Genomic DNA, 24972 nt, shown 5'->3' with positions numbered 1-24972 from the left:
ATGCGGATCGAGGCCAGCCAGGCCAACGAATCATTCGATGCGTTCAATCCGGCTGCGTTGATGCACACCCGCGACCTGCTTATCGAGCTGGGCCGTCCGGGGCAAGCCATTGCCCTGCAGCGGCAGATCCTGCGATTTACAACCGCCAGGCGCAAGCAGTTGCCGGAGCTCATGAAGCTGGCGGATTTGTGCCTTGATGCCGGGCAACCGCTGGCGGCGATGGACGCCATCAATCGGGCGCGCCTGGATCGACAGGACATGTCCGAGGAGACCACCGCCGAGATCGCGTGGATGGCGGCCCTGGCGCAGGCACTTGCGGGCGATCCGAACGCAAAGCGGGAGTTGGGAGCGCTCGAGCCTTACCTCTACGATGAGGTCTCAGTGATGCTCCAGGCCTTGGTCAGCCACGCCGGCGGTGACCCTGCTGCAGTCGACAAGGCGCTCCCCGGCATTCATGACCCGGCCAACCGGGTCCTGCTTTTTCTGGGGTGCAACCGGCTGACGGAGGCACTCGCGGCACTTGACGAATACGTTCAAGCGCACGTCCCCGGGCCCGGCGTCCCATTGCATGAAGATGTCTACCAATTTGCCCAGAGCATCTTGCACTCCCCGGTCGTCGCGTGCTCCCCGTTACGCGAAGTGATCGCAGCCAGTGAATCCTGGAAGCTCCTGCGCAAGTGTTGCGAGCCCGAAGAGCTGACGGCCATTGCCGTCGATGCCCGCTTGCCGGATCTGAAGCGGCATGTGCTGAGCGCCCTGGCTGACATGCAGCTGCACGACATCGCGCGGATGGTGGAAAGCATGGTCCCCGGTACGGATGACACCTATAAGCTTTTCTCTACTTTCTATGCAAAGTGGGACGATCCGAAAGTCAGCCTGGGGGTCCAACTGGAGCAAAACGGCCGCAAGCTGCTGGCGACCTACCTGAACCGCAAATGGGGCGCCTCGATTCAAGTGCATCCGGACATGGACAGCGCCTCCGGTGTGCTGGCCGGACTGATTGAGCGCACGGCTGCCAATGCGCGGGAGATTCGAGCTGGCCTGACCTTCGGAGTCCGTCACGGCGTATGCGCGGTCTATGTCCGAAAGCAAGGCAAGGAGGCCCTGTTCTTTTTTGACTCGTTCATCGGGTCGGGACAGACATCTGCAGCGGCGATCGTCCAGGACGCCGTGCGCAAGATCGGCCGGGACATTCCCGTCTACCGCCAAGCCATTCCGACGCAGACAGATTCCCATTCGTGTTTCGTGCAGTCGATGAAGGCAGCAGTCACGCTGACCCGGCGCATCCGTCACGAAGATGGCAGTTTTGGCGATTTCCTGATTCCCGATCTCATGGGCGAGATGGAAAGGACGCGCATGGAGCAATCGTCATTCGATGCTTTCATCCCCACGCCGGGATTGCCGGAGGTCGCGAAAATGGCGCAGGGTCCGATGCTGCTGAAAGAGCACCTCGCAGCGCGGCCGGACGGCCCCTTGAGGGACACCCGCAGGGGTCTTTCCCTGGAGCAATTTGTGCATTCGCACGTCGTGCATCTCGAAAACTCTGGCAAGCCGGTCGATGTCTTCGACTACACCCGCCAAAAGGGTCTCCGGTATGCGAAAAACATCGACATCGAGGAGTGGGTCCAGGCGATCCTTGCGCAAGCCGGCTCGAATGCCTTGAGCCCCGTGCAGCAAACCGAGCTTGCAGCGCGGGTGAAAGCCGCGAGCAAGCGACCCGGGGGATAATCCGGGGTTTTCCCTGATGCGCTTCGGCGCCCATCTTTCACTCGTACCCCATCATGTCCCTCGACCAAGTCTCCCCCGGCAAGAACGTTCCCGACGCATTCAACGTGATCATCGAAATCCCGATGAATGCCGATCCCGTCAAGTACGAGGTCGACAAGGAGACGGGCGCCATTTTCGTGGACCGCTTCATGAGCACGTCCATGCACTACCCGACCAACTACGGCTATGTGCCCAAGACCATCAGCGGCGACGGCGATCCTGTCGATGTGCTGGTGATCACGCCGGTGCCGCTCATCCCCGGTGTGGTCGTGACTTGCCGCGCCATCGGCATCCTGCAGATGGAAGATGAAGCAGGGCAGGACGGCAAGGTGCTGGCCGTGCCGGTCGACAAGATCCTGTCGATCTACTCGCAGTGGCAAAAGCCCGAAGACCTCAATCCGCTGCGGCTGAAAACCATCGCGCATTTCTTCGAGCACTACAAGGACCTCGAGCCCGGCAAGTGGGTCAAGATTCTGGGCTGGGAAGGCCCGGAAGCTGCGAAGAAAGAAGTGCTCGACGGCATCGAGAACTACAAGCGCCAGCAAGCGGCCTGAGCCCGCGCCGCAGCGCACAGCTGTGTGGGTCTGGCGCGGGTGCGCGCCGGCTGTTAAAAGTCGGCATGACCCCTACACAACAGCACGTGCGCCCCGCTGCGGCGCGACCCGACCCAGCCTGCGGCGTGTTACGCCGTTGCTGCGCGGCACTTTGCGGCCGAGCCAAAAAGGCTGTACCCGCTGCCCCGCGTGTTCAGTCCTCTCCAACCGTGATCTCGTCCCGGCTGGATGCTTCTGCCGGGACGCCCGTCGTCATTCACATGCCGTCCGGGCCCCGAACTCCACCTTATCGGTCGGCACGTGGCAGCCTCAGTGATGAGCGCGTGTTTCCCAGGGAGCTTCAAACGCGACCCAGCCCAGGCGGCGACAGCACGGGCTCGAGCCGTAGGGGCAGTCTCGGCGGGCAGAACGAACTGGTGTTTTTTCGGGTGGTGGGCGTCGCTTATGACGACCTGCATGACGTGCTTGGAAACGAACGGGCGACGCACCAGCTCGAAACGCTGATGAAGGCACGGTTTTGCCTGGAGAACCTCCGGTTTCTACAGGCGCTGGATGCGATTCAAAAGGACCCTGCGCCCGAGGGTCGGCGTGCCAAATTACAAGCGCTGTTCGAACAATGGATTGGCGACCTTGCGCCGGCACAGGTCAACCTGTCTGTCGATACGACGGACGGCCTGCTGGCCCTGTGGTCGTCGCTGGCAGATGAAGCCGACCCGGCGAGCGATGCCGCGCTGTCTGTGTTGCTGGATCAGGCGCGCACGCAAGTCAGACGCCTGATCCAGCGCGGGCCGCTGGCCGAGCTGGCAGTGCGTCTGCTGGAGTTGCCGCATCGGCAAACCGCTTCGCTTTTTGAATCGGCGCAGGTGGGTGAGTCGGGCCGGCTTCTCGGCCTGTCTCGCGACTCCTAGGGGCCGGGCGCCCACAGCTCGACAGGCAACTTTTCAAGCGGGCTGGTGGTCTTGCCGCACAGTCGCCAACCCTGCGGGAAGTTCGCAAGCTGTGCTGGAGGGGCGGGCCTCTGGCCAGCGGCATTCAGGCCGACTGCAACGACGGCCCGACGCAGCACCGCAGGATCGGCCCCCTTGAGAGCCGCTTGCGCATAGGTGGTGTGCAGCAGCCACGGCGTTTCAATCGGCACGCCGCCCACGATCACGCCGACCCCAGGCAGGTTGTAGAAATCCAGGAAGGGCGCTCCCGGTGCAATGGCGCACTGGCGGGTGGCAGCCTGCAGATCGCGGACCATCGTTGCAGTCTGCGCATCGACCTTCACTGTTCCCAATCCGTCGATGGCGACGTCTTGTGTCTGCTGCGCGTGCGGCAGCATGCGATAGGGCGCTGCGCCATTGCCGATCACCTGCGCCAGCACGAGCGCTGCGAACAGCACGCTGGCGACGGCCGCCGGCAAGGCATCGCGGCTCCAGTTGAAGCCAGCCAGGGCGAGCAACACACCCCACGGCGCCATCGTGCCCAGTATCTGTACCTGCAGCGGATTCGACGTGCCCAGCGCTGCGGCGACCGGCATCACAGCCAGTGTCAATGCGAGCAGGACTGCACGCGGGTTGCGTACCCATCGAGTGGCGACACACAGGACGGCAACGCACAGGAATGCGGCCCAGGGAAGCGGCTGGACCATGTAGCGCGCCATGCCTGCGCTGCCATGGCCTCCAAGCCAGAGCGCTACCGCAAACCATGCGGCGCCCAGGCTGCCGGCCAGAAGCGGACGCCAGAACATCGCGACAGCAAAGCAGATCATCGGTGCCCAGAAGGTGAGTGCCGCTGCGGCGAACAAGCCGCCCATGTCTCCTGCGCTGCGCACCAGGCGGGGGACGATGCCCTTGTCGCCCTGGGCGACCCAGATCACGTCCAGCCCCGCGCGAAACTGCCGCCAGCCTTCTTGTAAACCGGTGTTGAGCGCGGCGATCAAGAGCACGGTCAGCACCGCAAAAACGATGACGATGAGCGGCCCCCACAAACGTGCAGGACGACGCCATAAAAACACGACCTGCAGCACCACCAGCAACCCGATCATCCCGATGCCGGCAGAGAACTTGCACAGCACCGTGAGGCCGAACACGATGCCGGCGGCGGCTTCGAGAAAGCCTTGCTTGCGACCCTCGCTGGCAATCGACAGCATCCCGATACCCATGCCGATACCGACGAAGACTGTGGCCATCAGGTTGTAGGAGGGCGTGAAGCTCAGGAGCGAACCAAAGAGCAGGGCGCCGCTGGCACCTGCCGCCATGACTGCCCATTGCCCCAGACGCCGGGCGGGTACTTCGATGTTTGCGTGAGGTGCCAGCCGCAACGCGCCCCAAGCGAGCATCACGCCTGACAACGCAACCAGCAGCAGACCGGATGCACGAAATGAGTAGAGACTGCCCGTGGCGTTCCAGAGCGGCCCGGTCACCCAATGCGCTGCCGTGAAAAACAGGCGGATGCTTTCGGGATGCTGCGCGCCCAGCAGGTAGTAGGCCTCGTCGGTCAGTTCCAGCCCGATGCCGAGCATGCTCCATAGGCGCAGGAAGGTCGCAACGGCGAGCGCGACACACACAGATGCCAGCACCGCCGTTGCCAGTTCAAGGCGTGGCCTGGAAGAACTGCCGGCGGTGGTGCTCATGGCCGGGGCGCGAACACCAGCCGCGACATGAGGAAGTAAGAGAGCAGGGCGAGCGGGACCAGCAGCAATCCCTGCACGACGAGCTTGTCGCCGATGTACCTGGACAGGCCTGCGAACAGCACGAGGTTTACGCCGTAAACAAACAGGTAGCACAGCACGAACCGGGGGTAGCGGCTGATCGCCAGTTGCCGGAACGCGTAGCCACCCGTGGTGAAGAAATTGAAGACCGTGCCTGCCAGCATGCCGATGAAAAGCGCCAGCCACGCAGGGGAGTCAGCCAGGATCGCTGCGCTGTACACCGCATAGCCAAAGAGCGTGTTGACCCCGCCTGCGACCAGGAAGCGCACAAAGGTGCTTTCGTGCAGCAGCTTGCCGATCGCGCCAAACCGGGTGCGGGAGTGTTCAGCCATTTTTGAAGCCGGCGGTGAACAGATTGCCGACGTTGGCGCCCAGGCGGATGCGGTCCAGCCGTGTTGCGGCCAGCCCGCGCGCAATCGCAGCTTTCAGCGGACCCGGAATCGGCACCAGCCGCAGCCAGTAGCCCACACGGTAGCGATTCACGAAGGCTTTCACGGTGACGTCCTTGTAGCCCGCTTCATCGAACAAACGCCTCACGCTGCGCTGCGAAAACAGCTGCATGTGCTCGACGTCGATGATGGGTGAACGCTTGCCAAGCGCGCGATTGACCAGGCTGCGATAGTCGTGCGTGACCGCGATGAATGCGCCGCCCGGACGCAAGAGGCGCAGCGCAGCCGCCGCGACAACGCCGGGGTCGGGCACATGTTCCAGCGTCATGAAGCAGCAGATCAGGTCGAACGATTCGGGCTCGAAATCGCGTTCGTCAAAGATGCCTTCGCGTATCCAGGCGCGTCGGTGCGCGGGCGCCGCGTGGATCGCAGCCGTCGAGGGCTCGATACCGACCATCGTTTCGAATCCCTCGGCCTTCAGGCGTTCGAGGAAGGTTGCGGTGCCGGTGCCGATCTCCAGCACGGACTTGCGTCCGGCAAGTTTTGCCAGCGCTGGTTGCGCGGCCCGTATGTAGGCGGCTGCCGCGTCATCTGCTTCTTCGGAACTGTCGTAGTCCGCCTCGTGATAGGCGCGAGCCAGCTCACCGGCGGCAGGTGGCGCGTCCACGTAAACCAGGTCGCACACCTGGCACTGCACCAGCCGGTGGCTCATGTACTCGGGGACCTTGCGCGACGCAAAGCTCGATGCGGAAAGCCTGGCCTCGTCGATGCTGCTTTCCAGAAACAGCCGCGCATGGGAGGCGTCGGCATGGCAGACAGGGCAGGGTCGAAGCGGCTGGGTCATGGCTGGCGCGGCACGTAGTGAATGGCCACGAATCCCGAGTGCTCAAAGGTCTGCGAGCGTGTGAACACAGCGTCGAAACCTTCGATCGCGCCGAACGCTTCGGGCTGCGATTTCTGCACGATCAGCCAGCCGCTTCGGCGCAGCGCATCCGCGCCCATCTTCAGGAACTGCATGCGGATTTCGACCGGAAAGGTGTAGTAGTTGGCCGGGGCATGAAGGGTCGTCCAGACTTCGCGGGCGCGAGACGTCGGCAGGTTGATGTAGGGCCCGAGCAGCATGACCGGGTCGGCGCGCCGGGCTTTGGCCAGGGCCATCGCCTCACGCGCCTCGCGCGGCAGGTGACCGCCGATTGCGGGGTCGTCCGGTAGCACCGAACCAATCCAGCGTGGGTTGAACCAGGTGTCGGGGCTCGATGCAGCAGCGGCGCGCCAGGCGGCCCAGCCAAAGACGCTGGACCAACCGAGAAGGCAGACCATCAGGCCGACCGACAGTCCGCGCGCAAAGCCACCCGCCCGCGCCCACACATACAGCAGCACCAGCAGCAGCATGGGTAAGAGGTTCAGGATGTTGTTGTCGTGGCTGCGGCCCAGGAAGTACGAGAACGTCGTCCAGGCGAGCAGCAGCAGCACGAGCCCGTGGCGCGATGCGGGCACGTTGCCATCGCTTTTGAACGCACGCCAGTTCACCCACGCACCGACCGCGATCGTCGCGGCGAAAAAGACGATGGTGCCGCGCCAGTTGATCGGCAAGACCCCCGGTGGCATCAGCACGTAAGCGAAGAACCCGAGCAGGGTCGGTGTCGTGCGGTACACCAGCCAGTAGCCCCCGAAAAACAGCATCAACCAGATGGCCGACACCAGCACCAGCGTGCCGACGCTGCGAAGCAGTGTTGCAAGCACCGGGGCGGGCGTCGCATGGTCGGCGGCGCGCGCCTGCTGCATCAGGATGAAGGCGGGCCACCAGATGCAGGTCGCATAGAACGCCGACTCGATCGACCACAGCGCAGCCAGCCCCCAGGCCATGTGGCCGACCGCATAGGGGAACTCACGGTCTTCCCGGTCTGAGCGAATGACGAACGCCGCCAGCATGAGCGCCGGCAGGAAGCGCATGCCGGAGACCGAGGGGGTCGCAGAAACCACCGTCAGGGCCGGTGGGTACGCAGTCCATAGAAAGCAGCAGACCAGGCACAACGACAGCACGCAGGCCCACTGGGCGGGGCTTCGTGCTGCCGACACGCGCAGTGCGAGCCTGGCGATGAGGCCGCCATACAAGACAGAGGTGAGCCCGATGAGGTAGTAAGCGCCGGTCCAGCAGGTCTCGCCACAGGCGGCGGCGATCAGTGCCGTGGGGCCGAGCCCGTATTGCAGCGGAAAGTCGCGAAACGCGCGTATGCCGGTGAGCAGGACTTCGGCAGGGCCGATGTAGGCGCCCCAGTGATGCCATGCGACATCGGTGGTGATCTGGGTGGCCGTGCCGAAACTGAGCACCACAGCCAGTGCGCTGAAGATACCGATCAGCAGCGTCTTGAACCAGGCCGGCATCGCCTGGGCCTGGGCATCAGACGGCCGCGTGAGCACGAACAGTGGAAGGGCTGCGATCGCGAGAAAGGCTGCGATCTCGCCCCCGGTGATCGTCATGGCCCAGCCGCCGTCGTGACGCCACCACGCAAGCACCGTCGACACCAGCAAACCGACGACAACGCCGAAGCCTGCGACCACGCCATCACGCGACGTGCCATGCGGTTGCGGCTGTATGTCCGTGCTTGCCGCACGCTGCCATCGAAGGGTCAATGGCCAAAGGGCCAGCACGAGGCCGATGACGGCGTAAGCCAGCAACACCGGAAGCTTTTCACCCATGAAGCACTTTCATCGTCGCCCTTGTTCGACGCATTCAGCGGGCTTTTCCGTCGGGCAGCAGTTCGGTCGCCTTGCCATTGCGGATCATCGAAGCACGGATCAGGCGCGGCCTGCCTTTGACTTCGATCATGATCTTGGCGACGTATTCGCCCACCAGCCCGATCGCAAACAGATTGAGCGAGCCGAACAGCAGCGTCGTGATCAGCATCGTCGTGATGCCGCGCGGTGCGATGTCGGGAATCAGGATTCTGAGCATGGCCACGACAAAGGCCGCCAGCAGCGACAGGCCCAGCAGGACCACGCCGGTTGCAGTGAGCAAGGTGAGCGGCGTGTTGCTGAACGAGAAGATGCCCTTCTTGGCCCAGTCGATGTTGCGCAAGAGGCTGTTGGTCGAGGTGCCGAACATGCGCTCGGGGCGAACGTAGTCCACGCCGGTCTGGCGGAAACCCACATAGGCGCGCAGGCCGCGAACGAACAGGTCGCGCTCGGGGCAGTTGAGCAACCAGCCGACCACGCGCCGGTCCATCAGCGAGAAGTCGCCCGCATCCAGCGGAATATTGACGTAGCTGAAGGCTGCGAATACGCGGTAGAAGGCCTTGTACATGACGCCCCAGCGCCAGGACATCTCGCGCTTGACGCGGCGTCCGTACACCACGTCGTAGCCCGCGCGCCATTGCTCGTGGAACTGCTCGATCAGTTCGGGCGGGTCTTGCAGGTCGCCATCGAGCAGGACCACGGCCTGCTTGGTCGAGAGCTCCATGCCGCTCCTGAACGCCATCTGCGAGCCGAAATTGCGCGAATGCGAAATGCCGATCACGCGCGGATCGGTGGCGCTCAGTTCGCGAATCACCTGCGCGCTGTCATCGGGGCTGCCGTCGTTGACGAAGATGATTTCGTAGTCGATGCCAAGCTTGCGAAACACATCGGTCAGGCGTTGGTGCATGACCGGAATGGCCTGCGCATCCTTGTAGCAGGCGATGATGGCGGACACGCTGCGGCGGCGCGACGCGGGCTCTTTCTTGCTGCTCGACGAGAAGTCGGCGTCGCTCAGTTGTGCCACCCAGGCCGACATGGACTTCAGGCCCTGGGCAAGCGGCGTGGTGGCCTGCCAGCCCAACGCGTTCTTGGCTTTGCCGGGGTCTGCATACCAGTCCGCGAGATCCCAGGCGCGGCCTTCCATCGAGCCGAACTGCGGCTTGTCTTCGATGGAGAAAAGCTCGCGTGCGGTCTCGGCCAGATCGGCGATGGTGGTCTTGATGCCCGAGCCGATGTTGAAGTCTTCGCCATAGATCTGCGGGTGCATCTTCACCGCAGCCGTGATGAACGCGGCGCAGACGTCGTCGACATGAACGAAGTCGCGCGAGATGCGGCCGTCGACAAACGGCGGAAGCTTGCCCCTTAGCGCCTGGCGCAGCAGGTTGGGTATCAGGCGCGATGTGTCTTCGAGCGGGCCGTACACCGAATACAGGCGCAGGTTGGCGCACGGAAAGCCGCGCTTCTTGCCCATGTAGCGCAGGAACCCTGCTGCTGCCACCTTGGACGCGGCGTAGTGGCTGTTGGGCTCGCACACGCTGTCTTCGGCGGGCGCGGTGCAGTTCTCGCCATATTCAGAGGAGCTGCCCGCGTGGATGAACGCGGCGAATGGGCGCTGCGCCAGCAGGTTCACCAGGTTGACGATCGACTGGTAGTTGGTCAGGTGAATGAGGCCGGGGTCTTCCTCGAACGAATACGCACCGTAGGCCACGCAGTCGAAGACAGTCTGCGGTGCGACGCTTTCCACGAGGTTTTTGGCGGCCGACACATCGTTGAGGTCGCAGGCAATGACCTGCTCGTCGGTTAGTTCGGCCAGCCGCCAGTTCTTTTCGTGCAGCACCACTGCATACACATCGGACCGCACTGCCGCGATCATCTTGACCAGGTTGGCACCGATGAAGCCGGACGCACCGGTCACCAGGATGGGTCCGCGCAGTGCGCGCAGGTTCGCTTCTAGCGCTTGCATGTCAGGAACCTTCTATCGCTGCGAGCATGCTGGCCGCATCGAGCGCCGAGCACTTGCGCAGGTAATTCTGCGAGCCATAGCGCTCGAACCGGTGCGCGCGCGCGTAGTGGTGGACCATTCGCACTTGCATGCGTGTTTCGGTCAGCAAGTGCAGCGCCAGTTCGGCCCCAAAGCTGCCTCGCTGCACGTGCTCTTCGGCCACATGAATCACGCGGGCGGCTTCGATCTGCGCGAGCAGTTCGGCGGGCATGGGGTTGGATTGAAGCGGCAGCTCGGCAAGAGCCCACAGCTTGGGCCGCGCCCCTTCGGGCAGCTTCAGGAAAGAAGCGATATAGGTGCTGGCGAGTGGCCCGACAGCGATCACGACCGGGCCACCGCCCGAGCTCAACTGACGCCACGGCGCATACGCTGGCACGGCGAAGTCCGCGGGCTGCTCGCCACGGCCCAGCCGCAAGTACGCCGGATTCGCGCAGTCGCCCATGCGGTCGATGACAGCAGAAATGTCGTCATCGAACACCGGCACAAACGCCCGAAAACCCGGCAGCGTGAGCAGCACGCCATAGTCTTCGATCGCATGATGGGTCGGTCCCATCACGCCGTAGCCGTAGCCGCCGCCGTTGCCGATCAGCTTGACCGGCAGGTCGTGAAAGGCGATGTCGTTGCGAATCTGTTCGAAGGGCCGCGCGTAGCAAAACGGCGCGATGCTGTACACCCACGCTTCCAGCCCCTGCCGCGCCATTGCGGCGGCAACGGACACCATGTTTTGCTCGGCCACGCCTGTGTTGATGAAGCGCGCACCCATTGCCAGCTGCAGGGGTTCCAGCGCCATGAAGCCCAGGTCGCCGGTGAGGAAGACAAGGCCGGGTTTGGCCGCTCGCGCAACCAGCGAATCGCAAAGTTGTTTTCTCACAGCGAGGCGATGTCCAGCGTGGCCTGCTCGAACTGGGCTTTGGACAGGGGCAGGTAGTGCGAGTCCATGCGGCGCTCCATGAACGAGACGCCGTGGCCCTTCACGGTCTTCATGATGATGATGTTCAGGCGAGATCCCTGTTGGTTCAATGCGGACAGGATCGCTTGTGGATCGTGCCCTTCGATCACCTGGATGTCGGCGTCGAAGCCCTTCAAGCGCTCCCACAGCGGTGACATCGATGCGATCTCAGCGGTGCTGCCAAAGCCCTGGAGGTCGTTGTGATCGACCAGCACGGCCAGGTTGTCCAGGCGGTGATGGCATGCAAAGACGAGCGCCTCGAAGGTCGAGCCTTCCTGCCATTCGCCATCGGAGGTCAGGCACACGACACGTTGCGTGCTGCCCTTGAGCTTGAATGCGAGCGCGGTGCCCGCAGCCAGTGACAGCCCGTGGCCGAGGCTGCCGGTGGCGAAGTGAATGTCAGCTATGCCGCGTGAAGGCGGGTGGCCGGCCAGCAGCGTGCCGTCCTTGTGAAAGGTGGTGAGGTCCTGCTCGGTCAGGCGGCCTGCGCTCCACAACGCGACATAAAGCGCGCCGGCGCTATGACCCTTGGAGAGAATGAACGGATCGCCTGGCTTCAGGTACTCGTGGAAGGCGACCAGCATCGCGTCCAGCGACGAGAGGTTTCCGCCCAGATGCCCGACACCACTTTCGAAATGCATGCGCACCAGGCGCTGGCGAGCGCGCTTGAAGTTGTCGGGGGAAAGCATAGGGCGCCATTCTAATTGGGCGTCCTGTTCAGCTGCGGTGTGGATCGGGGTAGATGAAGCTCTTCAGTCCGTACAGGCCGGTGCGGTCGAAAGGCCGCCATTTACCCTCAGCCTGGGCCAGTCGATCGGCCAATGCCCACCACGCGCTGGGGTTCACGCCCAGGCCCATATGACTGGCGACAACCTCGATGTTTTCGATGTTGCCATGCAGCTCGGACGGTTTCTGGAAGCTGCCCTGCCACGCCACGATGCCATCGCTGCGCGAATAGACGCTGGTCGTGGGCACTGGTGGCGCCTGCGCGAGATCGTAGTGCTCATGTTCGCGATCGATGCTGCGTCCGCTGGTGAGTTCGTAGATGCGCCATGCATTCGTTGACTTCGGCGGCCCGGCAAAGGGCGTGCCCAGCGTGATGACGCCGCGCACCATGTCCGGCAGCTCCTTGGCGAGTTCGCGGGCGTAGACGCCGCCCAGGCTCCAGCCGATCAGGCTCACCTTGCGCCCGGAGATGTTGAAGGCCTCGGTCAGGCTGCGTTTGGCTTGCTCCAGCACGCCTGCGCGCGGGCCGAAGTTAAAGCCCTGCGCCCAGCCCTCGGTCTTGTAGCCGAGCGAGCCGAGATAAGTGCGAAGCGGGATGGTGGTGGCGTCGCTGGCCGACAGGCCCGGGAACACCAGCACGGCATGTCCGTCGCCACGCGGGGCGCGTGACAGTGCGGGCCAGGCGGGGAGCACGGCGCCGAATTCAAGCGGCGCGCGAAACTCCATCGCCAGCAATGCGAGGCTGGGCGCCCTGAGGTTTTCGTTGGGATGTGTCCGGGTTGCCATGTGATGCGGTTACTTCCTTGTTGCAGTCTTTCGGGGCGCGGCCTTCTTTTTTGCGGCGGGCGCGCAGGGTGAGGGTGTTGCAGCGAACAGGGCCAGTGCCTCATCGAATGCTTGCTGCACCGCATCGGCCAGGTCCTGCACATGCGGCACGGCTTTTTTGTCCGCGATGATCCCGAAGTCAACGCTGCCTGCGTACGTCTGGATCGTGATGTTCAGCGCCAATCCGTGAATCACGATGGACAGCGGATGGAAGGTGACCATGCGCGCGCCTGCGAGGTACAGCGGCACTTGCGGGCCGGGCACATTGCTGATCGCGAGGTTTGCAATCGAAGGCAGCCGGTCGGCGATGTCGCCCTTGCCATAGCCCTTGAACAGGGCCTTGGCGGCGCCGCCCACAACCCAGGGCGCGAGCAGGCCGGGGTAGTCGGTCGGCAATACCGATTTCAGGTTGACCAGAGCCTCTTTCACCTTGCCGGTGGAAGCCATGATGGCGTTCATGCGCTTCATCGGGTTGGCCAGGTGCGTGCCCAGGTCGACGACGGTCATCGACGCCTGGTTGTTCATCTCCTTGTTGCTCTCCTCGCGCAGGCTCACGGGCATGGCGGCGATCAGCGGTTTCTTCGGAATGGTCGCGTGCTTGGCGAGGTACTTGCGCAAGGCTGTGGAGCAGATCCACAGCACGATGTCGTTGAACGATCCGCCAACGGCTTTGGCCATGGCCTTTGATTGCGCAAAGGGCAGGCTGGCCGTGGCGAACACGCGGTGGCGCGTGATGCCGACGTTGAACGGCGTGCGCGGCGCGAGCCCGAGCGGCGACTTGGGCCGCAGGCTGCTGCTGCCTGCATCACCCTTGACCGATTGGCGCATCACGGCTGCACCCACCGAACTGGCTGCGCCGGGCAGCGAGCGCGCGAGCTTGGCGTACTGCGCCAGTGAGTTGGAAAACACCGCGCCAATCATCTCGCCGATCTTCAGGTCGCCGGCCGTGTGCTTTTTGCGTGATGGGTCCGGGGGCGGTACCTGCCTGGGTGTGGGGCTGACGTCGAGGATGGCGTTGGCCAGCACCGTGCCGCCTTTTCCGTCGAGCGCCGCATGGTGAATCTTGGAATAGAAGCCGACCAGCTTGCCTTCGATCTTCATGCCTGCATCGGGCTTGATGCTGTCGAAGATGTAGAACTCCCACAGGGGGTGCTCGCGATCGATGAGCAGGCCGTGCAGTTTGGCCGCCATGGCCTCGGCTTGCCTGACCGTGAGATTCTTTCCCGGCACTTTGCGGATGTGGAACGTGAGGTCCACTGAATCGGCATCGACCCAGGTCGGGTGCCCCAGGTTCAGGGGCATGAAGGCCAGCCGCCTGCTGAAGATGGGCGCGAGGTGCATGCGGCTTGCGATGTGCTGCGTCACCACCTGGTGGAAGCTGCCCTTGAAGTCTTTGGGCAACTCATAGAGATTGAGCGAGCCCACGTGCATCGGGGTTTCAGGCGTTTCCAGATACAGGAACGTCGCGTCCAGGCCGCTCAGTGATTTCATCGGGGTCTCCTGCGCGCGACATTAACCGGGCAGGATGCAGGCGGGTACAGGGTGATACCCGACCTGCGGGAGATCAGGCGCCGCATGGATTGCGGATCAAGTCCGCAATGACAGTGCTTTGGCTGTCATGCCGGACTCGATCCGGCATCCATGACTTGGCTGTTCAAAGGCCACCTTGGTCCGCGCGGTTGCGAAACGGTGTGCGTTGCTCCAGGCTGCCCAGGTAGTTCTCTATGCCCGCACCTTCGCGTTCCAGAAACCGCTCGACCGCATCGGCGAACGCGGGCTGCGCGAGCCAGTGCGCGCTGGTCGTCTTGACTGGCATCAGCGCGCGCGCCATCTTGTGTTCGCCTTGGGCGCCGCCTTCGAAACGATCGAAACCGTGCGCTATGCACCACTGCAGCGGCTGGTAATAGCAAGCGTCGAAGTGCAGGCAATCGACACGTTCGATCGCGCCCCAATAGCGGCCGTACGCCACCTTGGCGGCGCCGCTGTCGTCAACCGCAATCAGGCTGCACGCAATCGGGCGGCGGATGCCGCTTTCATCGGCCCGTTCGCCGATGAATAAAAGCCAGTTTTCCGGCATGTCGCGAGCCATCATGGTGAAGAACTCGCGGCTCAGGTAGGGCGCGTTGCCGTGTTCGTAGTAGGTGCGCTCGTAGCAGCTGTAGAAAAAATCCCAGTCGTCAGGGCTGATGTCCTTGCCGCGTGACCAGCGAAACGCAACGCCGGCCTCGGCGACCTTGCGCCGCTCCTGCCGGATCTTCTTGCGCTTTTCCTGCGCGAGGCTGGCCAGGAACGCGTCAAAGTCTGCCCAGCCGCTGTTTGTCCAGTGGAACTGAACGGTGTGGCGCAGCATCAGCTCTTGTGCAGCGCAGGCCTCAATGTCCGCTTGCGCACCAAAGAGCAGGTGCAGGGACGAGACCTCCTCTTGTTCGCACCATGCCACCGCTGCCTGGATGAGCAGGCCGCGCGCGTCCTCATCCACTGCGAGCACGCGTGTGCCGGGCACGGGCGTGAACGGAACCGCGATGACGGCCTTGGGGTAGTAGGCCAGGCCGTGCTGCTCGTAGGCACTGGCCCATGCCCAGTCGAAGACGTATTCGCCGTACGAGTGGCTCTTCAGGTAGAGCGGGCAGGCCGCTTGCAGTTCATCGCCGCGTGACAACGTAAAAAAGCGCGGCTTCCAGCCTGATTTGGCAGTGGCGCTACCGCTTTCGTGCAGCGCGGCAAGGTACTCGTGGCGCATGAAGGGGCTGGGCTCGGCCTGCTGTGCGAGCAGGGCGTTCCACTGCCCGGCATCAAGCTCCAGCGGCGAGCCGTGCACCCGGATGACATAATCGTTCGAGTCTTCTTTCACTGCTGCCATGGCTCTCAAAATCTGCATTGCCCAACTCAACTTCCTCGTGGGTGACACGGTCGGTAATGCGCAAAAAATCATTGCAGCCGCACACGAGGCCTACGCGCAGGGCGCGCGCTTGCTGCTCACGCCCGAGCTGTCTATCTGCGGTTATGCGGCCGAGGATCTGTTCCTGCGCCCCGCATTCATCGCGTCCTGTGATGATGCCGTGAAAACGGTTGCCCGCGAGCTGGCCGGGTTAAAGGGGCTGCATGTGGTCGTCGGTCATCCGACCGGTGGCGATGTGCGCAGCAAGTCCGTCGCCGTGCAGCGCCGCTACAACGCGGCCAGCGTGCTGAGCGAAGGACGCGTGCTCGAAACCTACGCCAAGCGCGAGCTGCCCAACTACCAGGTCTTTGATGAGCGCCGCTATTTCACGCCGGGGCAGGGTGCCTGCGTGTTCCAGGTCGAAGGCATCAACGTCGGCCTGCTCATCTGCGAAGACGCCTGGTTCGACGAGCCCGGGCTGCTCGCGCGCAATTCAGGGGCCGAGATGATCGCGGTGCTCAACGCATCGCCGTTCCACGTGGGCAAGGGTGTCGAGCGTGTCGCCCGGATGGCCGAGCGCGCGCGCTTCCTGGAGGCACCGGTCGTTTATGCACACCTGGTCGGCGGCCAGGATGAAGTCGTGTTCGATGGCGGCTCGTTTGCCGTCGACGCTGCCGGCGAACTGGTGGCGCGGGCACCCTCATTCCAGGAGGACCTGTTCTTTATCGAGGCCACGCGCCAGGACGGCCAACCGGCAAGCCTTGCGCTCACCGGCAAGCTGGTCGCCGAGCGATCTGCCGAGGCAGACCTCTGGGATGCGCTGGTGCTGGGCGTGCGCGACTACATCGGCAAGAACGGGTTTCCGGGGGTGTTGCTGGGGCTTTCGGGCGGCATCGACTCGGCGCTGGTGCTGGCGATCGCTGTCGATGCACTCGGCAAGGGCAGGGTGCGCGCCGTGATGATGCCTTCGCCCTACACGGCTGATATTTCATGGATAGACGCGCGCGACATGGCGGCGCGCATGGGTGTGCGCTACGACGAGATTTCGATCACGCCTGAGTTCGAGGCGTTCAAGGCCTCGCTGGCCGGCGAGTTCAAGGGCCTGCCCGAAGACACGACCGAAGAGAACATCCAGGCGCGCATTCGCGGTGTGTTTCTCATGGCGCTGTCCAACAAGTTCGGCAGCATCGTGCTCACCACCGGCAACAAGAGCGAGATGGCAACCGGCTACTGCACGCTGTACGGCGACATGGCTGGTGGGTTCGCGGTGATCAAGGACCTGCTCAAGACGCAGGTGTTCAAGCTCGCACGCTGGCGCAACATTCACGATCCGTACGGTACGGGCATAGACCCGATTCCCGAGCGCATCATCACCCGCCCGCCCAGCGCCGAACTGCGGCCCGACCAGACCGACCAGGACAGCCTGCCGCCTTACGACATCCTGGACGCCATCCTGGAGCGCTACATGGAAAACGACCAGGGCGTCGAGGAGATCATCGCGGCCGGCTTCGACAGGGCCGTGGTGGAGCGCGTTGCGAGGCTGATTCGCATCAACGAGTACAAACGCCGGCAATCGCCTGTGGGCATTCGGGTCAGCCATCGCAGCTTCGGCAAGGATTGGCGCTATCCTATTACCGGAAAGTTTCGCGCCTGAGCGAATCCGTAGAACACCACGCAAGTCCCCGAGGAGACCCATGAAACAGATCACCGCCATCGTCAAGCCGTTCAAGCTCGAAGAAGTCCGCGAGGCACTGGCCGATTGCGGCGTTACCGGCCTCACCGTCACCGAGGTCAAGGGCTTCGGCCGGCAAAAGGGCCACACCGAGCTTTATCGCGGTGCCGAATACGTGGTCGACTTCCTGCCCAAGGTGAAGGTGGAGGTGGTCGTGAAGGATGACGACGCAGATCGCTGTGTCGACGCCATCGTCAAGTCTGCACGCACCGGCAAGATTGGCGACGGCAAGATTTTTGTCACCAGCGTCGAGCGGGTCGTTCGCATCCGTACCGGCGAGACCGACGAGTCGGCGGTCTGAACTCAGGCGGCTTCACCACCGAGCGTGAAGTAGAACGAAGCCCCCTGGTCGGGCTTCGCAACGGCCCAGATCCGGCCTGAGTGCCGCGCCACGATGCGGCGCACATTGGCCAGTCCAATTCCCGTGCCCGGAAATTCCGCCGATTTGTGCAACCGCTGGAAGACACCGAACAGGTTGCCCGCATAGGCCATGTCGAAACCGACGCCGTTGTCGCAAACTTCATAGACGATCTCGCCTTCGGGCCCGATCATGGAGCTGACGACAACATCGGCAACCGGCCGGCTCTCGCTGAATTTGCAGGCATTGCCGATCAGGTTGTCCATCACCAGCTGCAGCAGTCGCGGGTCGCCCTGCGCCATCAAGCCGGGCTGAATCCTCGTGTTGAACACGCGGCGCGGGTACTGGCGCTCGCAATGCTCGAATGCCCGGTGTGCCATCGCGCTCAGGTCCACCGGTTCCCAGCGCAGCTTGGTGCGCGTCACCGTGGCAAGCGACAGCAGGGCGTCGATCATTTCCGATGTGCGCTGCACGCCCTCGTGCATTCGTGCGAGGTAGTGCGTGGCCTTGGGGTCTGCCGTTGGAGAGAGCAGGGCCTCCAGCGCCTGGCTGAATCCGCCGATGGCGGTCAGCGGTGCGCGCAGGTCATGGGCGACTGAATACGAAAACGCCTGCAGTTCCTGGTTGGCCGCTTCGAGCTGGGCGGTGCGATGGCGCACACGCTGTTCGAGTTCGGCATTGAGGCTCAAAATTTCCTGCTGCTGCGCCCGGGATTCGGTCACGTCCTGAGTGACGCAGAGCACGCCGTCGATTTCCCCGGCGTCCGCACGCAGGGCGACCGCGTTGGTTTCGATCCAGATGACGCGACCCTTCAGGCCGACTGCGCGCGCCTGCAGGTGATAGCTCTCTCCGCGCATGACCTGCTCGTGCAGCGCAAGGTACTTCTCTTTGTCTTCCTCGTGCACGAAATCCAGGACGTTGCGCCCCACCACTTCGGCCGCTGAATCTGCCTGCAGGATGCGCAGCCCGGCCGGGTTGATGTCGCGGATGCAGCCGTCGGGCGCCAGAATCTTGACGCACTCCGGCTGGTTGTCGATCATGGCTCTCATGCGTGCCTCGCTGGCACGCAGGGCGGCGTCCATCTGGTTGCGCTCGGTTTCGCGTTCGCGCGCCTCGATGGCAAAAGAAAAATTGTCGGCCAGCGATGTGAACAGGGTCAGTTCGTGATCGTCGAAATACAGCGGCTCGGCGGCATAGACGAAGAAGACAGCGACCGGCCGGCCGTCCTGCTTCAGCGGAAACGCGCCGCAACTGCGATAGCCATGCTGAAGGGCTTCCTTGCGAAAGGCGAAAGACTCGGTGTCGGCCTCGATGTCGTTGCACACAGATGCCTCGCCCGTGCGAAATGCCGTGCCGCCAGGGCCCATGCCAGCGCGGCTGGACGTGTCCGTGACGATGCGAACCGAGTCCACATAGCCGTTGTCCTTGCCCCATCGCGCTACCGGTACCAGCTGGTGAGTCGCCGCGTCGTTGCGCCCGACCCAGGCCATCAGGAAGCCGCCGCGCTCAACCGCAATCCGGCATGCTTCCATGTACAGCTGCTGCTCGCCAGGAATCCGGATGATGGCTTCATTGATGCCGCTGGCCACGGCATACAGGCGATTGAGGCGTTTGATCCGTTCGGCCGCCAGCATGGATTGCCTTGTTCAGATCTGCGACAACGCGCTTTGGCGAACCGCAAGCCGGCTGGCTTCTGCCAGCGCGGGCAGGAGAACCTCCGGGTCGGTTTCGACACGAATCAGGTCCATCAGCCAATCGCCCATGAATCCTTGCTCGACGCCGGTACGCAGGAAGGCCCGCAGGTGCGAGTAATAACCGCCCCAATCGAGCAGCCCGATGGGTTTGTCGTGGTATCCGAGCTGGCGCCAGGTCCAGACTTCGAAGAATTCTTCCAGCGTCCCGATGCCGCCGGGAAGGGCCAGGAACGCATCGGCCCGCTCGGCCATCATGCGTTTCCTGTCGTGCATGTTTTCGACAATGTGCAATTCGGTGCAGTCTCGCTTGGCGTATTCCTTCTCGACCAGCGCACGCGGAATGACGCCGATGACTTTCCCTCCAGCGGCGAGCGTGGCGTCGGCCAGCGTGCCCATGAGGCCGTTGTTGCCGCCGCCATAGACAAGTTGTCCGCCGTTCTGGCCGATCCAGGTGCCGACCTGCCGCGCAACGCCTTCAAACTGCGCCGGGCCGCGCGAGCCGCAATAGACGCATAACGAAAATGCCTGGCTCACGTGTTTCCCTGGGTCATGATGTGGGCCTGATTGTGACCCACGGGCGACTGGACAGGGGCCTCAGTCTTGCACGGGCACCAATTGGGTGCCGGCGAGCGCGTCATGCCAGAACTGGCGTTGGGGATGCAGCAAGCTCAGCAATGCCCAGACGGCGATCCAGCCGCCCACGGCGATCGAAACCTGGGTGGCGCTCAACTTCAGCGGTGCGACAAACGCGATGGGCGGAAGCACCCACAGCCAGCTACAGGCATATCGAAAGAGCGCGCGTAGCTGGCTTGGCGCGGCACCATTGCGATCCACAACGCGAATGCGCCAGGTCCGCATGGCCAGGGTCTGGCCTTTGGCCCAGCACCATGTGAAGTAAATGCCAAAGACGATCACCAGAAAGCCGATGAGCAGCGGCCTGCGGTCGTCCATGCCGCTCTTCATCTGGCCGGCGATGCTGAACACGAGGGTGGCGGCAAACGCAATGCCGAACAGCAGCATGGCTTCATAGAGCCAGCACGCCATGCGTCTGGCGAGCGGCGGCGCCATCAATTGGTGGGAACGCCAGCTGGACCCGGTTGCTGCGGCAACAGGGTGTTGTGGTCAACCTGGTTGGGCGCCACTGCGATCCGGGGGGTCTTCACGTCCGGCTTGGGTTTGCCCGATTTCGGGACGACGGCGAGCTTGTCTGGGTCCACAGGCTTGACTGCCGCTGCGGTTGCAGGCGGCTTGGCAGCAGCTGCGGCCCCGGCGAGCTTGGTCTTTTCTTCGGGTGGCAGCGCCTGGTAGGCCTCCCACTTGGCCCGCTTGTCGTCGGGTGCGAGCTTCTGGGATTCACCGAAGTTGAGACGGGCCTGCGAGCGCTGTTGCGCGCTCATGCCGACCCACTCGGTCATGCGGCTGCGCAGTTTGGCCTGTTCGGCCGGAGCGAGCTTTGGGAAATTGTCTGACAGTGCGAGCCATTTGCGCTTTTGCGCTTCGCTGACCGAGTCCCAGGTGCCGGCCAGCGGTGCGAGCACTTCACGTTGGGCGGGTGAAATCTCGGTCCACGCGGGTTTGGTGATGCGTTTGGCCGCAGCCTTGACGGGCGCACTGGCGGGCCTGGGTGCCGCGGCCCGACTCGCAGGTGCGGAAGGCGACAACGCCGGGAGCGTAGGGGGTGCCGGCGTTGTCTGTGCCACGGCACCAGCCAGCACCAACGGCGCGAGCAGCAACAGGGTAAGACTGCGGCAGGACTTCATGGGTAGACGAGGTGTCGGGTGGCTCGGCCCAACCGCTCAACGCTCTACTGTCTTGAGGAACTGGATGAAGCCGGGATCAGCGTAGGCGGCAGGTGGCAGGTCGTCGCTCAGCAACGCCGCGTCGACTTCGGCAACTTCGCTCGCCCGGCGATCGTTCTCGATGCTGTGGATGAGGATGAGGCCTGCGGCCAGCGCGATGAGCGGTAGTGCCGACGCGATCCGGTTCCACAGGCTTTGGCGCTGGTCGCCATCGCCCAGATTCAGGGCAGCCGCACCGCCTGACATGCTGACGGCGGGTGCGTAGCGAATTTCGGCAACGAGTTTGCGGCGCGATACAGCCTGCACGCGAGCGGCGCGAAGGCGCTCGCTCAGGTCGTAGGGCAATTCGGCCGCGCCGGCAGCCAGGCGGGCTGCCACATGTCGGCCAAAGCTTTCCTGTAGCTGGGCCGGGGTCTGGAGCTGGTTGTTGGTCATAGTTGTATTCCCTTTGCCTTCAGTGCTTTACTGAGGGCCTGGACTGCCCGGGAACAGTGTGTCTTGACACTGCCTTCCGAACAACCCATAGCCGCCGCCGTTTCGGCCACGTCCATCTCCTCCCAGTAACGCATCAGGAAGGCTTCACGTTGACGGGCCGGCAGTTCCTGTATCTGCGATTCGATTTCTCGCAAGATCTGCGCCCGTCTGGTGGTGTCTTCCGCGCTCTCTGCCTGCTGTGAGCCTGCTTCGGACGCAAAAGTTTCCAGCAAGTCGAAATCTCCTTCCTCATTGGCCGATTCGAAGTCGCCCAGATTGGAGAAAAGCGCGTTGCGGGTTTTTTTCCTGCGGAAATAGTCAAGGGTGCAGTTCGACAGGATTCGCTGGAAGAGCATGGGAAGCTCGTTGGGCGGCTTGTCACCGTAATGCTCGGCGAGCTTCATCATGCTGTCCTGCACGATGTCGAGCGCCGCTTCCTCATCGCGCACGTGGTAGACCGAGCGCTTGAATGCGCGCTTCTCCACGCTCTTGAGGAAGTCGGAAAGTTCTAGTTCTGTGGCCAAGGAAGGGGCGCCTGGAACGGCTCCGGATGTCTCTTTTATTGCGGGCGCGGACGCCATGTCTGGAACTGCAGCTGCAAATTATCGCATCGTGAATTCAGGTGGCTTCCGGCCTGTCGTGCTGCAGTGCGATAATGCGGCTGCAATTCAAAAGGCAAACGAGCCCTGATCCGGCGATGCGATAGGCGCGCCCATGGTCTGTGGTTCTAAGTCCCGCACCGGCCTCACAAGGGCGCGCAAGGGGCACCCAAGGTTTTTCGTCAGAGAAAATCACAAAGGTTCATCATGGAAATCTCCAAGGCCGAGCTCACCTCGGCAGCGGCCGCATCGGCCCACGCTGCATCCACTTCGACTTCATCGTCATCTGCGCCCGAACTTCGCGGCGCCGAAATCCTCATCAAGGCCCTGCAGGCCGAGAACGTCAAGTACGTCTGGGGCTATCCCGGCGGTGCGGTGCTGCACATCTACGACGCGTTCTACAAGCAGGACACCATCCAGCACGTATTGGTGCGCCACGAGCAGGCCGCCGTGCACGCAGCCGACGGTTACGCGCGCGCCACGGGTGATGTGGGCGTGGCCCTCGTCACGTCGGGCCCGGGCGTCACGAATGCGGTGACTGGCATCGCGACCGCGTACATGGACAGCATTCCCATGGTGATCATCACGGGCCAGGTCCCGGTGGCCGCCATCGGCCTGGATGCATTCCAGGAGTGCGACACCGTCGGCATCACCCGTCCCATCGTCAAGCACAACTTCCTGGTCAAGGACGTTCGCCAGATGGCGGAAGTGCTCAAGAAGGCGTTCCATATTGCGCGCAGCGGCCGTCCCGGCCCGGTGGTGGTGGACATCCCGAAGGACGTGTCGTTCAACAAGACCCCGTATCACGGCTATCCCGACAAGGTCGAGATGCGCTCATACAACCCGGTGCGCAAGGGTCACGGCGGTCAGATCCGCAAGGCCCTGCAACTGCTGATGGCGGCCAAGCGGCCCTACATCTACACCGGCGGCGGTGTGATCCTGGGCAATGCGACCGGCGAATTGCGCCAGCTCGTGGACATGCTCGGTTACCCCTGCACCAACACGCTGATGGGCCTGGGCTCGTATCCGGCGAGCGACCCCAAGTTCCTGGGCATGCTGGGCATGCACGGCACCATCGAAGCCAACAACGCGATGCAAAATTGCGATGTGCTGCTGGCCGTGGGCGCGCGCTTTGATGACCGCGTGATCGGCAACCCCAAGCACTTCGCGCAAAACGAACGCAAGATCATCCACATCGACATTGACCCGTCCAGCATCTCCAAGCGGGTGAAGGTCGATATTCCGATCGTCGGCGACGTGAAAGACGTGCTCACCGAACTGATCGCCATGATCAAGGAGCTCAACACCAAGCCCGACGCGGCTGCGCTGGGCGCCTGGTGGGAGACCATCAATGCATGGCGCGGCAAGGATTGCCTGAAGTACGACCGCGGCAACAAGGACGTCATCAAGCCGCAGTACGTGCTCGAGACGCTCTACGGTCTCACGAAAGACGCCGACACCTACATCACCTCCGATGTGGGCCAGCACCAGATGTGGGCCGCGCAGTACTACAAGTTCAACGAGCCGCGTCGCTGGATCAATTCCGGCGGCCTGGGCACGATGGGCGTGGGCATTCCCTATGCCATGGGCATCAAGCTCGCCAAACCCGACAGCGAGGTGTATTGCGTGACCGGCGAGGGGTCTGTGCAGATGTGCATCCAGGAGCTGTCGACCTGCCTGCAATACAACACGCCGATCAAGATCGTGTCGCTGAACAACCGTTACCTGGGCATGGTGCGCCAGTGGCAGGAGATCGACTACGAAGGCCGCTACAGCAGCAGCTACATGGACGCATTGCCCAATTTCGTGAAACTCGCAGAAGCGTATGGCCACGTGGGCATGCTGATCGAGCATCCGCGCGACGTCGAGCCTGCGCTGAAAGAAGCGCGCAAGCTCAAGGACCGTACGGTGTTCATGGACTTTCGCACCGATCCGACCGAGAACGTCTTCCCGATGGTCAAGGCTGGCAAGGGAATTACCGAGATGCTGCTGGGGTCGGAAGACCTGTAAAAATCAAGTCCTGTCATTGCGGGCTTGACCCGCAATCCATGACTTCTTGAATTCATGGATGCCGGATCAAGTCCGGCATGACAGCCCAATCAGACGAATCTATTGTCCGGCGAGCCTGCGCATTACCGTGCGCAGGGGAGGCCGGCGAAAAGAGGAATCAAGAAACATGAAACACATCATTGCCGTCCTGCTGGAAAACGAGCCCGGCGCTCTTTCCCGCGTCGTGGGCCTTTTCTCGGCTCGCGGCTACAACATCGAATCGCTCACGGTGGCGCCCACCGAAGACCCGTCGCTGTCGCGCATGACGATACAGACCACCGGGTCGGATGACGTCATCGAGCAGATCACCAAGCACCTGAACCGCCTCATCGAGGTCGTCAAGGTTGTCGACCTGACCGAAGGCTCGTACACCGAGCGCGAACTCATGATGGTCAAGGTGCGCGCCGTGGGCAAGGAGCGCGAAGAGATGAAGCGCATGGCTGATATTTTTCGCGGCCGCATCATCGACGTGACCGAGAAGAGCTACACCATCGAACTCACCGGCGACCAGAGCAAGAACGACGCCTTCCTGGAAGCCATCGACCGCACCGCGATCCTGGAGACCGTTCGCACGGGTTCCAGCGGCATCGGCCGCGGCGAACGCATCCTGCGGGTCTGAACGTGTCGGGCTTAGCCACCGTCCGTTCGGGCTGAGCTTGTCGAAGCCCCGCAGCAATGCGGGCGCATGAGTGAGCCCTTCGACAGGCTCAGGGCGAACGGCAACAATTCACCATCGACTAACTGAA

23 protein-coding genes are annotated in these 24972 nt (G+C 63.2%); 7 read left to right on the top strand and 16 right to left on the bottom strand.

What is annotated here, in order from left to right:
- Nucleotides 1–171: 171 nt before the first annotated feature.
- The 3 genes from AQ12_RS04345 to AQ12_RS04335 all read left to right on the top strand — a co-directional run bounded on the left by AQ12_RS04345 (nucleotide 172) and on the right by AQ12_RS04335 (nucleotide 3229).
- Complete coding sequence (locus tag AQ12_RS04345; RefSeq protein ID WP_152682667.1) at nucleotides 172–1728, top strand: hypothetical protein; 1557 nt, start codon at nucleotides 172–174, stop codon at nucleotides 1726–1728.
- 53 nt (nucleotides 1729–1781) lie between these two features.
- Nucleotides 1782–2321 (top strand): inorganic diphosphatase, encoded by a 540-nt coding sequence (gene ppa, locus AQ12_RS04340; RefSeq protein WP_048438629.1) that lies wholly within the window; start codon nucleotides 1782–1784, stop codon nucleotides 2319–2321.
- Nucleotides 2322–2737: 416 nt separating this feature from the next.
- The gene (locus AQ12_RS04335; RefSeq protein ID WP_152682666.1) at nucleotides 2738–3229 is read left to right on the top strand and encodes a hypothetical protein; all 492 of its coding nucleotides are present in this window, start codon (nucleotides 2738–2740) and stop codon (nucleotides 3227–3229) included.
- On the opposite strand, the gene AQ12_RS04330 is transcribed toward AQ12_RS04335, so the two are convergent.
- From AQ12_RS04330 to AQ12_RS04285, 10 genes are all read right to left on the bottom strand, one after another.
- Nucleotides 3226–4938, bottom strand: coding sequence for a hypothetical protein (locus AQ12_RS04330; protein WP_048438627.1), 1713 nt, complete (start codon nucleotides 4936–4938; stop codon nucleotides 3226–3228). The genes AQ12_RS04335 and AQ12_RS04330 overlap by 4 nt on opposite strands.
- Nucleotides 4935–5348, bottom strand: a complete 414-nt coding sequence (locus AQ12_RS04325) for a GtrA family protein (protein ID WP_048438626.1) — start codon at nucleotides 5346–5348, stop codon at nucleotides 4935–4937. Before AQ12_RS04325 ends, AQ12_RS04330 begins: the two co-directional genes overlap by 4 nt.
- Entirely contained in the window at nucleotides 5341–6249 is a 909-nt protein-coding gene (locus AQ12_RS04320; protein WP_048438625.1) for a class I SAM-dependent methyltransferase, read from the bottom strand. The genes AQ12_RS04325 and AQ12_RS04320 overlap by 8 nt, the downstream gene beginning before the upstream one ends.
- Complete coding sequence (locus tag AQ12_RS04315) at nucleotides 6246–8105, bottom strand: hypothetical protein (RefSeq protein WP_048438624.1); 1860 nt, start codon at nucleotides 8103–8105, stop codon at nucleotides 6246–6248. Before AQ12_RS04315 ends, AQ12_RS04320 begins: the two co-directional genes overlap by 4 nt.
- A gap of 34 nt (nucleotides 8106–8139) precedes the next feature.
- Nucleotides 8140–10104 carry an NAD-dependent epimerase/dehydratase family protein gene (locus AQ12_RS04310; RefSeq protein WP_048438623.1) on the bottom strand — a complete coding sequence of 655 codons (1965 nt, stop codon included), beginning with the start codon at nucleotides 10102–10104 and terminating at the stop codon, nucleotides 8140–8142.
- 1 nt (nucleotide 10105) lies between these two features.
- Complete coding sequence (locus tag AQ12_RS04305; protein ID WP_048438622.1) at nucleotides 10106–11014, bottom strand: transketolase; 909 nt, start codon at nucleotides 11012–11014, stop codon at nucleotides 10106–10108.
- Nucleotides 11011–11781 (bottom strand): 1-deoxy-D-xylulose-5-phosphate synthase N-terminal domain-containing protein, encoded by a 771-nt coding sequence (locus AQ12_RS04300; protein WP_048438621.1) that lies wholly within the window; start codon nucleotides 11779–11781, stop codon nucleotides 11011–11013. The genes AQ12_RS04305 and AQ12_RS04300 overlap by 4 nt, the downstream gene beginning before the upstream one ends.
- 28 nt (nucleotides 11782–11809) lie before the next feature.
- Nucleotides 11810–12604 (bottom strand): alpha/beta hydrolase, encoded by a 795-nt coding sequence (locus tag AQ12_RS22645; RefSeq protein WP_048438620.1) that lies wholly within the window; start codon nucleotides 12602–12604, stop codon nucleotides 11810–11812.
- 9 nt (nucleotides 12605–12613) lie between these two features.
- The gene (locus tag AQ12_RS04290; protein WP_053076552.1) at nucleotides 12614–14134 is read right to left on the bottom strand and encodes a wax ester/triacylglycerol synthase family O-acyltransferase; all 1521 of its coding nucleotides are present in this window, start codon (nucleotides 14132–14134) and stop codon (nucleotides 12614–12616) included.
- Nucleotides 14135–14297: 163 nt separating this feature from the next.
- Nucleotides 14298–15503 (bottom strand): GNAT family N-acetyltransferase, encoded by a 1206-nt coding sequence (locus tag AQ12_RS04285; protein ID WP_048438619.1) that lies wholly within the window; start codon nucleotides 15501–15503, stop codon nucleotides 14298–14300.
- Here AQ12_RS04285 and AQ12_RS04280 point away from each other — a divergent pair.
- Both AQ12_RS04280 and AQ12_RS04275 read left to right on the top strand, forming a co-directional pair.
- Entirely contained in the window at nucleotides 15502–17175 is a 1674-nt protein-coding gene (locus tag AQ12_RS04280; RefSeq protein WP_048438618.1) for an NAD+ synthase, read from the top strand. The two genes, AQ12_RS04285 and AQ12_RS04280, sit on opposite strands and share 2 nt — an antisense overlap.
- A 40-nt stretch (nucleotides 17176–17215) precedes the next feature.
- Nucleotides 17216–17554, top strand: a complete 339-nt coding sequence (locus tag AQ12_RS04275; RefSeq protein ID WP_048438617.1) for a P-II family nitrogen regulator — start codon at nucleotides 17216–17218, stop codon at nucleotides 17552–17554.
- A 2-nt stretch (nucleotides 17555–17556) separates the two neighbouring features.
- Here the strand turns inward: AQ12_RS04275 and AQ12_RS04270 are convergent, their stop codons facing one another.
- From AQ12_RS04270 to AQ12_RS04245, 6 genes are read right to left on the bottom strand one after another with little or no spacing between them, the layout of a single operon-like run.
- Nucleotides 17557–19245 (bottom strand): GAF domain-containing protein, encoded by a 1689-nt coding sequence (locus tag AQ12_RS04270; RefSeq protein ID WP_053076551.1) that lies wholly within the window; start codon nucleotides 19243–19245, stop codon nucleotides 17557–17559.
- A gap of 12 nt (nucleotides 19246–19257) precedes the next feature.
- Nucleotides 19258–19839: a TIGR00730 family Rossman fold protein gene (locus AQ12_RS04265; RefSeq protein WP_048438616.1), complete on the bottom strand. Its 582-nt coding sequence runs from the start codon at nucleotides 19837–19839 to the stop codon at nucleotides 19258–19260.
- Between the two features lie 60 nt (nucleotides 19840–19899).
- Complete coding sequence (locus AQ12_RS04260) at nucleotides 19900–20373, bottom strand: RDD family protein (RefSeq protein ID WP_082151402.1); 474 nt, start codon at nucleotides 20371–20373, stop codon at nucleotides 19900–19902.
- The gene (locus AQ12_RS04255; protein WP_048438614.1) at nucleotides 20373–21065 is read right to left on the bottom strand and encodes a DUF3106 domain-containing protein; all 693 of its coding nucleotides are present in this window, start codon (nucleotides 21063–21065) and stop codon (nucleotides 20373–20375) included. The genes AQ12_RS04260 and AQ12_RS04255 overlap by 1 nt, the downstream gene beginning before the upstream one ends.
- A 36-nt stretch (nucleotides 21066–21101) precedes the next feature.
- Nucleotides 21102–21539, bottom strand: a complete 438-nt coding sequence (locus tag AQ12_RS04250; protein WP_048438613.1) for a DUF3619 family protein — start codon at nucleotides 21537–21539, stop codon at nucleotides 21102–21104.
- Nucleotides 21536–22102 carry an RNA polymerase sigma factor gene (locus tag AQ12_RS04245; RefSeq protein ID WP_048438737.1) on the bottom strand — a complete coding sequence of 189 codons (567 nt, stop codon included), beginning with the start codon at nucleotides 22100–22102 and terminating at the stop codon, nucleotides 21536–21538. The genes AQ12_RS04250 and AQ12_RS04245 overlap by 4 nt, the downstream gene beginning before the upstream one ends.
- A 282-nt stretch (nucleotides 22103–22384) precedes the next feature.
- On the opposite strand from AQ12_RS04245, the gene AQ12_RS04240 reads away from it, so the two are divergent.
- The gene (locus AQ12_RS04240; RefSeq protein ID WP_048438612.1) at nucleotides 22385–24187 is read left to right on the top strand and encodes an acetolactate synthase 3 catalytic subunit; all 1803 of its coding nucleotides are present in this window, start codon (nucleotides 22385–22387) and stop codon (nucleotides 24185–24187) included.
- Between the two features lie 166 nt (nucleotides 24188–24353).
- On the top strand, nucleotides 24354–24845 hold the full coding sequence (ilvN, locus tag AQ12_RS04235) for an acetolactate synthase small subunit (RefSeq protein WP_048438611.1): 492 nt from the start codon (nucleotides 24354–24356) through the stop codon (nucleotides 24843–24845).
- Nucleotides 24846–24972 lie beyond the last annotated feature (127 nt).

Origin of the sequence: Caenimonas sp. SL110 (assembly GCF_001044395.1) — a bacterium.
In the GTDB taxonomy this organism is placed as follows: domain Bacteria; phylum Pseudomonadota; class Gammaproteobacteria; order Burkholderiales; family Burkholderiaceae_C; genus Ramlibacter.
Note: the sequence above shows the minus strand (reverse complement) of the source record. Positions and strands in the feature narration are given on the sequence as shown.

What these genes read in the sequence shown, in the direction of transcription:
- AQ12_RS04345 (WP_152682667.1), top strand. Translation starts at nt 172, where the DNA reads ATGAAGCTGGCGGATTTGTGCCTTGATGCCGGGCAACCGCTGGCGGCG.
- ppa (WP_048438629.1), top strand. Translation starts at nt 1,782, where the DNA reads ATGTCCCTCGACCAAGTCTCCCCCGGCAAGAACGTTCCCGACGCATTC.
- AQ12_RS04330 (WP_048438627.1), bottom strand. Translation starts at nt 4,938, where the DNA reads ATGAGCACCACCGCCGGCAGTTCTTCCAGGCCACGCCTTGAACTGGCA.
- AQ12_RS04325 (WP_048438626.1), bottom strand. Translation starts at nt 5,348, where the DNA reads ATGGCTGAACACTCCCGCACCCGGTTTGGCGCGATCGGCAAGCTGCTG.
- AQ12_RS04320 (WP_048438625.1), bottom strand. Translation starts at nt 6,249, where the DNA reads ATGACCCAGCCGCTTCGACCCTGCCCTGTCTGCCATGCCGACGCCTCC.
- AQ12_RS04315 (WP_048438624.1), bottom strand. Translation starts at nt 8,105, where the DNA reads ATGGGTGAAAAGCTTCCGGTGTTGCTGGCTTACGCCGTCATCGGCCTC.
- AQ12_RS04310 (WP_048438623.1), bottom strand. Translation starts at nt 10,104, where the DNA reads ATGCAAGCGCTAGAAGCGAACCTGCGCGCACTGCGCGGACCCATCCTG.
- AQ12_RS04300 (WP_048438621.1), bottom strand. Translation starts at nt 11,781, where the DNA reads ATGCTTTCCCCCGACAACTTCAAGCGCGCTCGCCAGCGCCTGGTGCGC.
- AQ12_RS22645 (WP_048438620.1), bottom strand. Translation starts at nt 12,604, where the DNA reads ATGGCAACCCGGACACATCCCAACGAAAACCTCAGGGCGCCCAGCCTC.
- AQ12_RS04290 (WP_053076552.1), bottom strand. Translation starts at nt 14,134, where the DNA reads ATGAAATCACTGAGCGGCCTGGACGCGACGTTCCTGTATCTGGAAACG.
- AQ12_RS04280 (WP_048438618.1), top strand. Translation starts at nt 15,502, where the DNA reads ATGGCTCTCAAAATCTGCATTGCCCAACTCAACTTCCTCGTGGGTGAC.
- AQ12_RS04285 (WP_048438619.1), bottom strand. Translation starts at nt 15,503, where the DNA reads ATGGCAGCAGTGAAAGAAGACTCGAACGATTATGTCATCCGGGTGCAC.
- AQ12_RS04275 (WP_048438617.1), top strand. Translation starts at nt 17,216, where the DNA reads ATGAAACAGATCACCGCCATCGTCAAGCCGTTCAAGCTCGAAGAAGTC.
- AQ12_RS04270 (WP_053076551.1), bottom strand. Translation starts at nt 19,245, where the DNA reads ATGCTGGCGGCCGAACGGATCAAACGCCTCAATCGCCTGTATGCCGTG.
- AQ12_RS04260 (WP_082151402.1), bottom strand. Translation starts at nt 20,373, where the DNA reads ATGGCGCCGCCGCTCGCCAGACGCATGGCGTGCTGGCTCTATGAAGCC.
- AQ12_RS04255 (WP_048438614.1), bottom strand. Translation starts at nt 21,065, where the DNA reads ATGAAGTCCTGCCGCAGTCTTACCCTGTTGCTGCTCGCGCCGTTGGTG.
- AQ12_RS04250 (WP_048438613.1), bottom strand. Translation starts at nt 21,539, where the DNA reads ATGACCAACAACCAGCTCCAGACCCCGGCCCAGCTACAGGAAAGCTTT.
- AQ12_RS04240 (WP_048438612.1), top strand. Translation starts at nt 22,385, where the DNA reads ATGGAAATCTCCAAGGCCGAGCTCACCTCGGCAGCGGCCGCATCGGCC.
- ilvN (WP_048438611.1), top strand. Translation starts at nt 24,354, where the DNA reads ATGAAACACATCATTGCCGTCCTGCTGGAAAACGAGCCCGGCGCTCTT.